This is a genomic window from Pseudomonas sp. GW822-FHT04H02 (genome assembly GCF_058800645.1).
The window spans coordinates 1,048,041-1,062,586 of the sequence record NZ_JBXAMM010000001.1; the positions used below are offsets into that span (position 1 = coordinate 1,048,041).

A 14,546-nucleotide genomic window follows, 5' to 3' on the forward strand; every position below is an offset into this window, starting at 1 on the left:
GGTGATCTGCAGATCAGGAGGGCCCTGTAGTGTCGGTTGCTATCGATAATAATAAGGAGTGGGGCATGAATAATAAGAAACAACAGTTGCAGATCGCGGTGGCACTCGCCCTGTTGGGGGGCTTTGGTGCGATCGGCACTGTTCAGGCAGGCGGCTTCACCACGCCTACCTACGGCGCTCCCGGATGGGGCCGGGCCTTCGGTGGTGGTTCGTTGTTCAAGAACGACCCCAGCGCGGCTTACAACAACCCGGCGGCCATGGCGTTTATCGATCAGAACGTGGCACAGATGACGGTCGACTACGCCCGCATCAAGATGAAATACAAAGGCGATGCCTACGATTATCAAGGGAATCCGGCCACCACCTTGCCGGTGGATGCGTCCGGCGTCCCCACCGGTGGCCCGGTGCCCCTGGAGGGCAATGGTGGCCAGGGCGGCTTCACCGCCTGGTTGCCGACCGGCTTCATGGTAATGCCGATCAACGATCAGTTTGCCTTCGGCCTGAGCCAGGTCGTGCCCATGGGCATGCGCAGCACCTGGGACAACGACAATTCCAAGATCCGCGACTTTTCGGTGGATACCAAGATCGAGACCGTGGGCCTGACCGGCTCGCTGTCGTTCAAGGTCAATGACGACTTCTCCCTGGGTGCCGGGGTCATCGTCCAGCACAGCAAGGGCTTCGTCAGCCAGAACCTCAACCTGACCGGTGCCGCGGCGGTATCTCCCGGCCTGGGCGGGATCCCGCTGCCATCCGGCGTCGGGGCGAACCTGATGCGGGTCAAGGTGGACAATACCTCGGTAGGCTGGTTCACCGGCGTGGTCTGGAAACCCACCGACCGCGACACCCTGGGCCTGAACTACCACGCCAAGATCAAGAACAAGATGGACGGCAAGTACAACGTGCGTGCCGACGCGGTAGGCCGCCAGTACATGACCCAACCGGCCGGGCCCAATGGTGAAAGCCTGGTGGAACTGGCCTATCCCGGCCTGAAGCTGAACCCGGATGGCGCCAACGCCAGTGCCCAGCTGGACATTCCAGCCTCCGCCGGGCTGGACTGGGTGCACGTGTTCGATGACCGCTTCACCCTGGGTGCCAGCATGCTGTGGACCCAATGGTCGTCGTTCAAGGACCTGACCCTGAAGTCCGATGGCAATACCCTGGTCTCCATCCCGTACAAGTACAAAGACACCATGATGTATTCCCTGGGTGGCGACTACCGCTTCACCGACCAGCTGACCCTGCGGGCCGGTGTGGCGTACGACCAGACACCAACCCGTAACAGCACACGTGACCCGCGGATTCCCGACAACGATCGCTGGTTCACTTCCCTGGGCTTCGGCTATGACATCAGGGCGATCCCCGGCCTGACCATCGACGGCGCCTATTCCCGGCAATTCGTCAAGGAAGCCAAGATCAAGACCCAGAACGTGGACCGTCTCGGTGCCTCGCGCCTGGATGGCAAGGTCGACGCCAAGGGCGAGGTGGTGAGTCTCTCCGCGACCTATCACTTCTGAGGGTAAAGGCTTTACCCACGCCTCGAGATAACGGCAGTACAAAGGGATTGTGCTACTGCCGTCGGCGGGACGGGTCACCCCAGGACCCGTCTTGACCTGCCATTTCCCCAAGCCCTGGCTGACATCGTTCGGCCGTTGTGCGTTGCTGAAATCACTCAAAACAATATTTAAAAATAAAATTTGAAACGCGGCAGTTTCCTTTGTAGGGTGATCTTCGAGGGGCCGGCACAACGCCCAGGCTCCAAGTGGTCGTCTGCATAGAACAAGAGAGGTATTCCATGATTGTCTGGTTATTGGTGGGACTCGCCGCTGCGTTCGCACTGGCCTATCGGCAGGCCCCGGCATCCTGGTGGCTGGGCTCGGCCCTGGTCTGGCTGGGGGCAGGGCACTGGTTGGGCCTGGTGGGCTCGCTGGGCATCAGCCTCGCGGCGCTGCTGGTGGTGCTGCCGGCTGCGCTGCTGAGCGTCAAGCCGCTGCGTCGGGCCTTGCTCACCCGTCGTGCCCTGGTCATGTTCCGCAAGATCATGCCGGCCATGTCCGACACCGAGCGCGCGGCCATCGAATCCGGCACGGTCTGGTGGGATGCCGAGCTGTTCAGCGGCAAGCCCGACTGGTCGCGCCTGATAGGCGCCGCGCCGGCCAGCCTGAGTGCCGAAGAGCAGGCGTTCATGGACAACGAAGTGGAAACCCTGTGCGACATGGCCAACGACTGGGAAACCACCCAGGTCTGGCAGGACCTCTCGCCCAAGGCCTGGCAATACACCAAGGACGCGGGTTTCCTGGGGATGATCATTCCCAAGCAGTACGGCGGCAAAGGCTTCTCCCATTACGCTCACTCCCAAGTGGTGATGAAACTCTCCACCCGCTGCTCGGCGGCGGCGATCTCGGTGATGGTGCCCAACTCCCTGGGCCCGGCCGAACTGCTGCTGCACTACGGTACCGAGGCCCAGCGCCAGCATTACCTGCCGCGCCTGGCCCGGGGCGAAGACATTCCCTGCTTCGCCCTGACCAGCCCCTATGCCGGCTCCGACGCCGGGGCCATTCCCGATACCGGCGTGGTCTGCAAGGGCCAGTTCGAGGGCCAGGAAGTGCTGGGCTTCCGGGTTACCTGGGACAAGCGCTACATCACCCTGGGCCCGATCGCCACGGTGCTGGGCCTGGCGTTTCGCGCCGAGGACCCGGACGGCCTGCTGGGCACCAAGGGCAGCCTGGGGATCACCTGCGCGCTGATTCCCACCACTCATCCCGGGGTCAATACCGGGCGTCGCCACTGGCCGCTGAACGCGGTGTTCCAGAATGGCCCGACCACCGGCAAGGATGTGTTCATCCCCCTGGAATGGGTGATCGGCGGTGGCGACCAGGTGGGCAACGGCTGGCGCATGCTGATGGAATGCCTGGCCGCCGGGCGCGCCATTTCCCTGCCCTCGGCCAACGTCGGCCTGGGCAAGGTGGCGGTGCGCGGCACCACGGCCTACGCGGCGATGCGCAAGCAGTTCGGCCTGCCCATCGGCAAGTTCGAAGGGGTGCAGGCGCCCCTGGCCCGCATGGCCGGGCACCTGTATGCCTGCGACGCGGTGCGCAAGGTCTCGGTGGCGTCCCTGGATGCCGGCGAGAAGCCCTCGGTGATCTCGGCCATCGCCAAGTACCACGTCACCGAGCGCGCCCGGGCCATGGTCAATGACGGCATGGACATCGTTGCCGGCAAGGGCATCTGCATGGGGCCCAACAACTTCCTGGCCCGGGCCTACCAGCAAAGCCCGATCGCCATCACCGTGGAAGGCGCGAACATCATGACCCGCTGCCTGATCATCTACGGTCAGGGGCTGATCCGTTGCCATCCCTATGTCTTTCGCGAGATGGAAGCGGCCCGGGATACCGGGCGCAAGGGCCTGGAAGCGTTCGACAGCGCGATGTTCGGCCATATCAGCTTCGTCTTCGCCAACACCGTGCGCGCTGCGGTGCACGCGGTCACTGGCGGGCGCCTGATCAAGGCCCCGGGCAACACCGACAAGGCCCTGGCCGGCTACTACCGGCAGATCCAGCGTCTGTCGGTGGTGCTGGCCCTGGCCTCGGACATTTCCATGGGCGTGCTGGGCGGTGCCCTCAAGCGCAAGGAAAGCATCACCGGGCGCCTGGGGGACATTCTGTCCCAGCTGTACATCCTGTCCTGCGTGTTGAAGCGCTTCGAGGACGATGGCCGGCCGCAGGCCGACCTGCCGCTGGTGCACTGGGCCGCCCAGGACTGCCTGCTGCGGGCCCATGAAGCCCTGGCCGAAGTGCTGGACAACTATCCGTCCAAGGCTGCCGCGCGGATCATCCGTGGCCTGAGCTTTCCCCTGGGCATTCCCCAGCGCAAGCCGTCGGACCGCCTGCTGGCGCAAGTCGCCGAACTGGTGCAGACCCCGGGCCCGACCCGCGACCGCCTGCTGGCCGACTCCTACATCCCGCAGCCGGACATCGACAAGCTGGCCTATGGCGAACTGGCGTTCCGCCTGCAGCCACAGGTGGACCTGATCGAGGCGCGGCTCAAGCCGGCGATCAAGCAGGGCAGCCTGGCGCCGTTGCCGATCTCCCGCGAGGCCTTCGTGATCTGGCGGGTCAAGGCCCTGGAGCTGCAGCTGATCAGCCCGGACGAGGACGAGCTGCTGGGGCGCTATGTGGAATACGGCGACCATGCGATCCAGGTCGACGACTTCCCCCAGGACTTCGGTCTGCTCGAAGCCCTGCAACAGCGTCAGGCGCACTTCGAACAAAGCGCCAAGCCGGCCTCGCGCAAACGCGCGACCAGCAGCGAAGACGCGGTGGCCGCCAGCGATTCGGCCTATTGACCCTCTACAGGATTGGATCGGGATCTTTTTATGTCTGACGGTTATCTTTCGTTCGTCAATTCCGGCTGGGGCCGCTGGCTGGCCCAGCGCACCGGCCTGCCGCAACCGGTGCCGCTGCAACGGCACCGCGAGGGGCAGGGCGGCAACCTGCTCAACCCGGTGGTCCTCGCCGCAGCGCCCGAGGGGCGCCTGTTGGGCGAGCTGCAACGGATCTTCGCCGCCACCGACACCGTGGCGGCCCAGGCCGCAAGCATCACCGCGCCTTCCACGGTGAAGGTCCAGGGCCTGGTGTTCGATGCCAGTGGGGTGGCCGACATCGCCCAGCTGGACGAGCTGTACCGCTTCTTCCACGCCAATGTGCGGCGCCTGACTGCCCACGGCCGGGTGCTGGTGCTGGGTACGCCGCCGGAGCACTGCAAGGAACTGGCCCAGGCGGTGGCGCAACGGGCCCTGGAAGGCTTCGTGCGTTCCCTGGGCAAGGAGCTGCGTCGGGCCATCACGGTGCAGTTGCTGTACGTCGAGCCCGGCGCCGAAGCCGAGCTGGACAGCAGCCTGCGGTTCTTCCTGTCGCGCCGCTCGGCCTATGTATCGGGGCAGGTGGTGCGCATCGGCGAACCGGTGGAAGTGCCCCGGCACATCGATTGGCAACAGCCCCTGGGCGGGCGCCGGGCACTGGTCACCGGGGCCTGCCGCGGCATCGGCCTGGCCATTGCCAAGGTCCTGGCCCGGGAGGGCGCCCAGGTGGTGTGCCTGGACATTCCCCAGAGCGAGGCCGAGCTGCAGCAGGCGGCTGCCGGGATCAAGGGCAGCGCCCTGGCCCTGGACATCACCGCGGCCAACGCCGGGCAACGCCTGCTGGAGTTCGTCGGCGAGCACGGCGCCTTCGATATCGTGGTGCACAACGCCGGCATCACCCAGGACAAGACCCTGGCGAAGATGACCGAGGCAGCGTGGCGCAAGGTCATGGCGGTCAACCTGGAAGCGCCGCTGCTGCTCAGCCAGGCGCTGCTGGAAGGCCAGGGCCTGAATCCCGGCGGGCGCATCGTCTGCGTCTCGTCGATTTCCGGGATCGCCGGCAACCTCGGGCAGAGCAACTACGCCACCTCCAAGGCCGGGGTCATCGGCCTGGTGCAGAACCTCGCCCCTTTGGCGGCGCGCCAGCAGATCACCGTCAATGGCGTGGCCCCGGGTTTTATCGAAACCCAGATGACCGCGAAGATCCCGCTGATGATCCGCGAGGCCGGGCGGCGCATGAACTCCATGAACCAGGGCGGGCAGGCCGAGGACGTGGCGCAAACCATCGCCTGGCTGGCCCATCCGGCCTCCGGCGGGATCAATGGACAGGTGGTCCGCGTCTGCGGACAAAGCCTGCTGGGGGCCTGAGCCATGAATGCTGATACCGCAATTCGCATCATCGAGCCGCCGCCCTCCCGGGGACAGCTGCTTTACGACGGCATCCGCAGCCTGCGCAAGCCCAAGCCGGACGCCGCGCCCCAACTGCCGACGGAGCGCCTGGTGCGCCCGGCGGTAGAGCTCAAGGCCGACGAAATAGCCCGCTACGCCCAGGCCTGCGGTTTTCGTCGGGAGCACGGAGTGCCGCTGGCGTTTCCCCACACCCTGGCGTTCCCGTTGCATCTGTTGCTGCTGACCCGCCCGACGTTTCCCTATCCGGCCAGCGGCATGGTCCACCTGGCTAACCGTATCCGTCAGTACCAGAAACTGGAGGAGGGCCAGGCCCTGCGCCTGGAGGTATTTGCCGAGCGCTGGCTGGCCCATCCCAAGGGCCAGGCCCTGTCGATTGCCACCCGTGCCCACAGCGGTGGCAGCCTGGTCTGGGAAAGCGACAGCCTGTACCTGCGCCGCGGTGTAGCCGGGCCCATCGGCGAGCCCTGGGAGGGCTTGTTGCAATGGGATGAGCAGGCCCTGGTGCGCACTCAGCGCTGGAGCCTGGGGGGCGACCTGGGCCGCCGCTTTGCCCAGGTCAGCGGCGACTTCAACCCGATCCATACCTCATGGCTGGGCGCCCGGCTGTTCGGCTTCCGCCGGCCCATTGCCCACGGCATGTGGACCCTGGGCCGGGCCCTGGCGGCCCAGCAACCGCCCCATCCACTGGCGGCGGCCCAACTGGACTGCGAGTTCAAGCTGCCGATCTTCCTGCCGGCGGCGGTGACCCTGTGGAATCGCCTGCCGGACGGCCCGCGCCATGAGTTCGAAGTGCGCAACAACGCGGGGGACAAGCCCCACATGCGCGGTCTATTTATCTGGGGAGCTCGTTGATGGCTGAGTACAGTTTCAATCCGGCGCCGGTACGCCGGGTGGCGATCCTGGGCGGTAACCGGATTCCGTTCGCCCGTTCCAATACGGTATATGCCAATGACAGCAACCAGGACCTGCTGGTGGCGGCGTTGCAGGGCCTGGTGGATCGCTACGGCCTGTCGGGCCAGCGCCTGGGGGAGTTCGCCGCGGGGGCGGTGATCAAGCATTCGCGGGATTTCAACCTGGCCCGGGAAAGTCTCTTGTCCACCACCCTGTCGCCGCAGACCCCGGCCTATGACCTGCAGCAGGCCTGCGGCACCGGCCTTGAGGCGGCGCTGCTGGTGGCCAACAAGATCGCCCTGGGGCAGATCGAAGTGGGCATTGCCGGGGGCGCCGACACCACCTCCGACGCGCCCATCGGCATTAACGAAGGCCTGCGCCGCACCTTGCTCCAGGCCAACCGCGCCAAGGGCACCGGCAACAAGCTGCGCAGCCTGCTCAAGGTGCGCCCGGGGATGTTCTTCAAGCCGTTGCTGCCACGCAACGGCGAGCCGCGCACCGGGCTGTCCATGGGCGAGCACTGCGAAGAAATGGCCAAGCGCTGGCAGATCAAGCGCCTGGCCCAGGATGAACTGGCCCTCACCAGCCACCACCAGTTGAATGCGGCCTACCAGCGCGGCTTCTTCGATGACCTGATCACCCCGTACCGCGGCCTGAAACGCGATAACAACCTGCGGGCCGACGCCAGCCTGGAGAAGCTCGCCGGCCTGGGTCCGGCCTACGACCGCCACAACGGCACCCTGACTGCCGGCAACTCGACCCCGCTCACCGATGGCGCCTCGGTGGTGCTGCTGGCCAGCGAAGACTGGGCGGCGGCCAACAACCTGCCGGTGCTGGCCTATCTGCGTACCGGGGAAACCGCCGCGGTGAACTTTGTCGACGGCAGTGAAGGGCTGCTCATGGCCCCGGCCTATGCCGTGCCGCGCATGCTCGCCCGGGAGGGCCTGAGCCTGGAGGATTTCGACTTCTACGAGATCCACGAAGCCTTTGCCGCCCAGGTGCTGTGCACCCTCAAGGCCTGGGAGGACGCTGATTACTGCCGGGACAAGCTCGGCCTAGACGGACCGCTGGGCAGCATCGAGCGCAGCAAGCTCAACGTCAACGGCGGCTCCCTGGGCTGCGGGCATCCGTTCGCCGCCACCGGTGGGCGGCAACTGGCGACCCTGGCCAAGGCGATCCATGAGCGCGGCGGCGGCCGCGGGCTGATTTCCATCTGTGCAGCAGGCGGGCTGGGCGTAACCGCCATCGTCGAAAAATAAAATAACAAGGAGACTGCCAATGAGTGTCGTGAGCCTGCAACCCGTCGAGCGTATCTGGCTGAACGCTTACCTGCCGGGAGTGCCCAGCGATATCGAAGCCGAGATCGACCGTTACCCGTCGCTGCGGGAAGTGTTCCTCGAACACGTGGACAAGTATCGCCAACGGGTGGCCTATGTGAGCATCGGCACCGAGATGGGCTACGACCTGTGGGAGAAGCGGGTATTCGCTTTCGCCGCCTGGTTGCAGTCCAAGGGGGTGAAGAAGGGCGACCGGGTGGCGTTGATGATGCCCAACTGCCTGCAGTACCCGATCTGCCTGTTCGGCACCCTGCTGGTGGGGGCCGTGGTGGTCAACGTCAACCCGCTGTACACGGCTCACGAACTGCGGCACCTGCTCAAGGACAGCGGCGCCGAGACCGTGGTGATCTTCGAGAATTTCGCCCACACCCTGGAACAGGCGATGCCGGGCAGCCAATTGAAGAACATCGTGGTGGCCGCCATCGGTGACCTGCTGGGCACCTTCAAGGGCGCAGCCCTGAACTTCGCCTTGCGCCATGTGCAAAAGCAGGTGCCGAAATTCAACCTGCCGGGGGCCATCCGCTTTCCGGCGATGATGAAGCTGGCCAGCGTGCTGGAGCACCGCCCGGTGGAACTCAAGCAGGACGACATCGCCTTCCTGCAATACACCGGCGGCACCACGGGCGATGCCAAGGGCGCCATGCTCACGCACCGCAACATCCTCGCCAACCTGATGCAGGCCAAGGCCTGGGTCGGTGACCAGCTGGACGAGAACCAGCAGGAAACCAACGTCACCCTGTTGCCGCTGTACCACGTGCTGTCGCTGACGGTGAACTGCCTGATGTTCATGTGCCTGGGCGGGCGCAACATCCTGATCGCCAACCCGCGGGACGTGAAGCGGGTGCAGATGATCCTGCGCAAGGAAAAGTTCAGCGGCATCGTCGGGGTCAACACCCTGTTCAACGGCCTGCTGGAAAACGAAGAGTTTCGCGGCCGGGATTTCTCCGACCTGAAGTTGGCGATTGCGGGCGGCATGGCCACCCACACCTCGGTGGCCCGGCGCTGGAAGGAAGTCACCGGGGTGCCGATCATCGAAGGCTACGGCCTGACCGAGTGCTCGCCGGTGGTGAGCATCAGCCCGATCGACATTGCGCGCATGCGCGAAGGCGATTTCACCGGGACCATCGGCGTACCGCTGCCTTCGACCTGGGTGCGCTTCGTGCGCGAGGACGGCCAACTGGCCGAGCTGGGCGAGGAGGGCGAGCTGCAGGTACGCGGGCCGCAGGTGATGAAGGGCTACTGGCAGCGCCCGGAGGAAACCGCCAAGGTTCTGGACCGCCATGGCTGGCTGTCCACCGGGGATGTCGGGGTGATGAACGAGCAGGGCTTCATTCGCCTGGTGGACCGCAAGAAGGACATGATCCTGGTCTCCGGTTTCAACGTGTACCCCAACGAGATCGAGGATGTGGTGGCCCTGCACCCCGGGGTGGCGGAAGTGGCGGCGATTGGCGTCGAGGATGATGTGACCGGCGAGAAAGTGAAGATCTTCGTCGTGCGCAAGGACCCGGCGCTGACCCAGGACCAGTTGCTGGCCCACTGCCGGGAATACCTCACCGGCTACAAAGTGCCGCGCTATGTAGAGTTCCGTACCCAAGAGCTGCCCAAGACCACCGTGGGCAAAGTCCTGCGCCGCGCCCTGCGCTGACCCGCAGGAGCCGGCTTGCCGGCGAAGAGACCCCTGGGCCTTGCGCCGTTCCCGAGGGCGCCTTCGCTGGCAGGCCAGCGCCTACAAGGCGTTGGGCAGGCGAACCTGGCCCGGTTGCAGGCCGAACACTTCCACGCCCTCCGGGGTCGATTGGCCCACGGTCACCGGCACCCGCTGGCCTGGTTGATCGGCCGTTGCCCGGTATTCCACGCTCATGCCGTCGGCGTCGCGCTGGATCGCCGCAGGCGGCAGCACGATGGCCTGGTCGTTGCGGTAGGTAACGATGGTCAGCCGCGCGCTCATGCCCAGGCGCACCCGTTGCAGTTGTTCGCGGCTGAGCTTGGGCACCGACAGGGTCACCGGGAATTGCGCTCCGGCACCTGCGGTTTCGTTGGGCAGGGCCAGGCTGCTGACGATATCCACCACGCCTTCCAGGCGTTCACCATCAAAGCCGTCACCGAGAATTTCCACGCGCTGCCCCTGGTGCAGTTGGTTGATGTCCAGCTCCGACACCTTGCTGACGATCTTCAGCTGTTCGATGTTGGCCAGGCCGAACAGCACTTGCCCCGGGCTCAGGCGTGAACCGGTCTGCACCGGACCGTTGGCGGCACCGGCGGTGTTCGGGCCCGCGCCGCCATTGGGTGGCGGCACCACGATGCCGGCAAAGGGGGCGACCACGTTCTTGTGCTCCAGCAGTTTGCGCAGGGCGTCGTACTTGACCGTGGCGTTGGTCAACTCCATTTCGGCAATCTGCCGGTATTCCCCCGTGCCCTGGTTCAGCGCCTGCTGCAATTCACTCTGGGCGGCGGCCAGGTCCAGGCGCTGCATCTGTGCCTGTTGCTCCTGGTCGTTGAGCTCGTTGCGCGGAATGATTCCGCGCTGGAACAGGTTCTGGCTTTCCCGCAGCTTGCGTTCGGTATTGGCCAGGGACATCTGCGAGTTGCGCAGGGTACGGCGGGCCCGGGTGACCACGGCGCCGTTGTTCCAGTCCTGCAGCTCCTGGACGGTGCGGCGGGCCTTGAGCAAGGTGGAAAGGGCTTCGCGCGACTGGATTTCCACCAGCCCCGGGTCCATCTGCAAAAGGACCTGGCCGGCCTCTACGCGCTGGCCCTGTTCCACCAGGCTGGCCTGCACATTGCCTTCGAACGGGGCGGTGAGGACCACGGTCTTTTGGGGTTCGATCTTGCCCACCAGGCCGATCTGGTGAGTCAGTACCGTGCCTTGCACGCTGACCCAGCGGGCCTCGCTGGCCGGAGTGCTGGCGGGGGACTGGAGGGTGACCAGGGCAGCGGCGCCCACGGCGAGGGCGACGGCCAGGGCCAGCGCTTGCAGGGTATGGCGACGGCGCTTGCTCGCCTGCGGCTTGTCAGAAGTCATTGAGCGCAATGTCCCAGCTCTCCAAAGTCATGCCCAGGGTCAGGTCCAGTTGCGTCTGGGCGTTCAGGTAGGCGATCAGCGCATTGAGCCGGGCATTCTCGGCGTTGCGCAGGTCACCCTCGAAACTCAGCACCTGGAAGTTGCTGGAACGGCCGGCACTGAGCTTTTCCCGTTCGATGTCCAGCTTGCGCTTGGACAGTTCGCTGGCGCGCTGGGCAATCTCGTACTGGCGCCAGCGGGTGCCCAGGTCGCGCACCACGTTGTTGACGTCACGCTCCAGCACCTGGCGGGCATCGGCCAGGAGGATTTCCTGGTTCTCCACATTGACCCGGGCGTGGACCTCGGCCTGGCGGGTACTCAGGTCGCCAATGGGAATCTGCACCTGGACCCCGGCGTAGCTGTCCCAGCGCCGGTCCGAACCGTTGCTGGTGTCATTGTCATAGCGGCTGCGGGTCTGGTTGGCCCCGGCCACCAGGGATACGTCCCAGCGCGACTGGTCCTTGGCGATCACCAGGTTCAGATCGGCCTGCTGGCTGCCCAGCAGGGTAGCCAGGTATTCGGGCTGCTGGATCTGCGCAAGCCGCAGGGCCTCGCGCTGGTCGATGCTGATCTTGGCCGCCTGCAGGGCCTCGCTGGCGTGGATCCGGCTGGACATGTCCAGGGCCAGCAGACGCAGCAGCGACAGGCGGTTGACGTCCACCTGGTTGCGCGCTTCCTCCACCCCCAGCTCCTGGCTGGCGATGTCGGCTTCGGTCTGCACGATCTCGAACTCGGCCATGCGCCCGGCGCTGATCAGCGCGCGGTTGACTTCCAGCAGGGCATTGGCGCGCTTGAGGGCTTCCTGGGCGATGGTCAGTTGTTCCTGGGAGCGCAGCAGCTCGCGGTAGGTGGTAATGATCGCGGTGATCGTCTGGGCGACCCCGGCCTTGAGGTTGAGGCGGTTGCTTTGTTCGGTGATGCGCGCCAGGCGCAACGGCGCGGTGGTCACGTCCCAGCCGGCGCCGCGCAGCAATGGCTGGATGATCGCCAGGTCCAGGCCGTCGCTGCGCTGGCGGCCGGCCCGATCGGCTTTGTTCAGGTCCTGGATCCAGGCCATGCTCAGGCGCGTGCCGTACTCGCTCAACAGGCTGGTGGCCGGGGCCATGTTGAGGTTCTGCGTGGTGTCGCTGCTGCCCCGGGTGGTGCGGTAGTTGCCGGTGATCAGCAGCTTGGGGTTGAACACATCCTCGGCCACCCGCAGGTCGAACTTCTGCGCCACCCGCTGCAGGTACGAACTGCGGATGCTGCGGTTGTTGCGCAAGCCCAGGTAGACCGCGTCCCCCAGGGTCAGGTCGGTGACCTGCTGGCTGAGCAGGGCGCTGCGCGAGTAGTCGCTGCGCATGGTGGGAGCGGAAGGGCGATCCACCCGCTCATCGGCGCTGAGCGCCGGCAAGTACAAAAGGCACAGGCAGGCGAGTGTTCGCAGGCGCCAGTCATTCATCGCGCAACGCCTCCACCGGTTGCAGTCTGGATGCCGAAATGGCCGGGTACAGGCCGAAAAACAGGCCCACCAGCAGGGTGCTCCCGATCCCCAGCGGCAGTGCGGCTCCCGCGAGGGAGAAGTGCCAGCCGGACATCCGGGCATAGATAAAGGCCGAGGCGACCCCCAGTATCGCCCCCGACAGGGCGCCGACGGCGGTCAGGCTGACCGCCTCCAGCAGGAACAGGTTGCGGATGTCCTTTTGCCGGGCGCCCAGGGCCATGCGGATGCCGATCTCGCGGCGGCGCTCCGAGACATTCATCAGCATCACGTTCATCACCCCCACGCCACCCCCCACCAGGGAAATGCCGCCCAGGGCCATCAGCAGGTAGCCAAAGGTGCGGCTCTGCCGGGTCATGCCGTCGATGATCTGCTGCGGTACCTGCACTTCCACCTCACGTCCGCGCAGGATCTTTTTCAAGGCCTGGGTCATGGCGGCGGCGACCTGCTCCATGTTCTGGCCACCGGCGACCCGGGTCACCACGTTGTCGATCTGTGGCGAAGGGAAAATCCGCCGCATGCTGCCCTGGGGCAGGAACACCGAGTCATTGGCCTGGATTGGCACCAGCACCGCGCTGGGCTGGTTCTGCAGGATACCGATGACCAGGAACAGGTAGTCGTTGATCCGCACCCGGTCCCCCAGTTGCAGCGGGGCCCCGGCGGCGCCCAGGGTCTGAGCCACCTGATGGCCGATCACCGCATAGATTTCGTTCTGATCGAAGTCCGAGAGAAAGCGCCCCTCACGCAACTGCAGGCGCATGGCCGGCGCCAGTTCGGCGGTCGCGCCCACCACGCTGGCGTTGGCGGAGCGGCCATTGCGGATCAGCGTGGCGCTGAGCAACACCGTCGGGGCAATGTTGATCAGGCTCGGCACCGCCTGGCTCAGCGCCCGGGTGTCCAGGGCCGCGGGCAGCGGCGTGCGGCTGTCGGCGCTGGCGGGAAAGCGGGCCACCAGGGTGTCGGTGCCCATGTTCTGGAAGATCGCCGCGGCATCCTCGGCGGCGTTGTGGCCGATGTTGATCAGTGCCACCACCGAGGAACTGCCGATGACGATGCCCAGCAGGGCCAGGATCGAACGCTTGCCCAGGGTGCGCAGGCTGACGAAGGCTTCGTGCAGCAACTGGCTGGCGCTTTGCTCGACCTTGAGGCTCATGCCGGGCAGACCTCCTGCACCACGCCATTGGTGACACGGATCTGCCGTTCCAGGCGCTGGGCGATATTGGGGTCGTGGGTGACGATGATCAGGGTCACCCGGCGCTCGCGGTTCAGCGCCAGCAGCAGGTCCATGATGTCCTGGGCGGTGTGGCTGTCGAGGTTACCGGTGGGTTCGTCGGCGAGGATCACCGAGGGTTCGCCCACCAGTGCCCGGGCGATCGCCACCCGCTGGCGCTGGCCGCCGGAAAGGTCCGCCGGGCGGTGGTCGGCGCGTTGCCCGAGGCCTACCTGGTCGAGCATGTGCATGGCCCGCTCCAGGGAATCACGCCGGGCCACGCCGCGGTAGCTCAGGGGCAGGGCGACGTTGTCCAGGGCGCTGAGACGCGGCAGCAGGTTGAAGCTCTGGAACACGAAGCCGATCTGCTGGTTGCGGATCGCCGCCAACTGGTCGGGGCTGGCGCGGAAGATATCGTGGCCGGCAAAGTGATAGTCGCCGCTGTCGGGCAGATCCAGCAGGCCGAGAATGTTCAGCAGGGTACTTTTGCCGGAACCGGAGGCACCCAGGATGGCGCAGCTTTCACCGGCCTCGATGCAAAGGGAGACGTTCTTGAGAATGTGGAGCGGTTGCTCCGCCAGCCGATAGCTCTTGCCTATGCCCTGCAGGGAGATAAAACCTTGGTCGATTATCGTCTCTGTCATCGCTTACCGCGCCGGCTGGCTCGACTGGCTGCTTGAACAACCACGGGGCGCAGGGATCACGCAACAGGGGTATTCAGGGGCAGGGCCAAGCTCTGGTTTTATTTATTATTTTAAAAACATTGTTTGAATAGTAACTGCGTTCATCCTGCCACGCCA

General features: G+C 65.7%; 10 protein-coding genes. 6 read left to right on the plus strand and 4 right to left on the minus strand.

What is annotated here, in order from left to right:
• Positions 1 to 65: 65 nt before the first annotated feature.
• From AC1RMG_RS04880 to AC1RMG_RS04905, 6 genes are all read left to right on the plus strand, one after another.
• A complete protein-coding gene (locus AC1RMG_RS04880) occupies positions 66 to 1,514 on the plus strand; it encodes an outer membrane protein transport protein (RefSeq protein ID WP_015635564.1) in 1,449 nt (482 codons plus the stop codon).
• 278 nt (positions 1,515 to 1,792) lie between these two features.
• Positions 1,793 to 4,342, plus strand: a complete 2,550-nt coding sequence (locus tag AC1RMG_RS04885) for an acyl-CoA dehydrogenase (RefSeq protein ID WP_493168548.1) — start codon at positions 1,793 to 1,795, stop codon at positions 4,340 to 4,342.
• A 30-nt stretch (positions 4,343 to 4,372) separates the two neighbouring features.
• Entirely contained in the window at positions 4,373 to 5,725 is a 1,353-nt protein-coding gene (locus tag AC1RMG_RS04890) for a 3-oxoacyl-ACP reductase (protein WP_041118144.1), read from the plus strand.
• A 3-nt stretch (positions 5,726 to 5,728) separates the two neighbouring features.
• Positions 5,729 to 6,619, plus strand: coding sequence for a MaoC family dehydratase (locus AC1RMG_RS04895; RefSeq protein WP_493168550.1), 891 nt, complete (start codon positions 5,729 to 5,731; stop codon positions 6,617 to 6,619).
• Positions 6,619 to 7,917: an acetyl-CoA C-acetyltransferase gene (locus AC1RMG_RS04900; protein WP_011061231.1), complete on the plus strand. Its 1,299-nt coding sequence runs from the start codon at positions 6,619 to 6,621 to the stop codon at positions 7,915 to 7,917. Before AC1RMG_RS04895 ends, AC1RMG_RS04900 begins: the two co-directional genes overlap by 1 nt.
• A gap of 19 nt (positions 7,918 to 7,936) precedes the next feature.
• Positions 7,937 to 9,640, plus strand: a complete 1,704-nt coding sequence (locus AC1RMG_RS04905) for a long-chain-fatty-acid--CoA ligase (protein ID WP_015635569.1) — start codon at positions 7,937 to 7,939, stop codon at positions 9,638 to 9,640.
• An 81-nt stretch (positions 9,641 to 9,721) separates the two neighbouring features.
• Here AC1RMG_RS04905 and AC1RMG_RS04910 read toward each other — a convergent pair whose 3' ends face one another.
• From AC1RMG_RS04910 to AC1RMG_RS04925, 4 genes are read right to left on the minus strand one after another with little or no spacing between them, the layout of a single operon-like run.
• Entirely contained in the window at positions 9,722 to 11,017 is a 1,296-nt protein-coding gene (locus tag AC1RMG_RS04910) for an efflux RND transporter periplasmic adaptor subunit (protein WP_015635570.1), read from the minus strand.
• The gene (locus AC1RMG_RS04915) at positions 11,007 to 12,497 is read right to left on the minus strand and encodes a TolC family protein (RefSeq protein ID WP_011061234.1); all 1,491 of its coding nucleotides are present in this window, start codon (positions 12,495 to 12,497) and stop codon (positions 11,007 to 11,009) included. Before AC1RMG_RS04915 ends, AC1RMG_RS04910 begins: the two co-directional genes overlap by 11 nt.
• The gene (locus AC1RMG_RS04920) at positions 12,490 to 13,689 is read right to left on the minus strand and encodes an ABC transporter permease (protein ID WP_053158448.1); all 1,200 of its coding nucleotides are present in this window, start codon (positions 13,687 to 13,689) and stop codon (positions 12,490 to 12,492) included. The genes AC1RMG_RS04915 and AC1RMG_RS04920 overlap by 8 nt, the downstream gene beginning before the upstream one ends.
• Positions 13,686 to 14,390, minus strand: coding sequence for an ABC transporter ATP-binding protein (locus AC1RMG_RS04925; protein ID WP_019095527.1), 705 nt, complete (start codon positions 14,388 to 14,390; stop codon positions 13,686 to 13,688). The genes AC1RMG_RS04920 and AC1RMG_RS04925 overlap by 4 nt, the downstream gene beginning before the upstream one ends.
• Between the last annotated feature and the right edge of the window lie 156 nt (positions 14,391 to 14,546).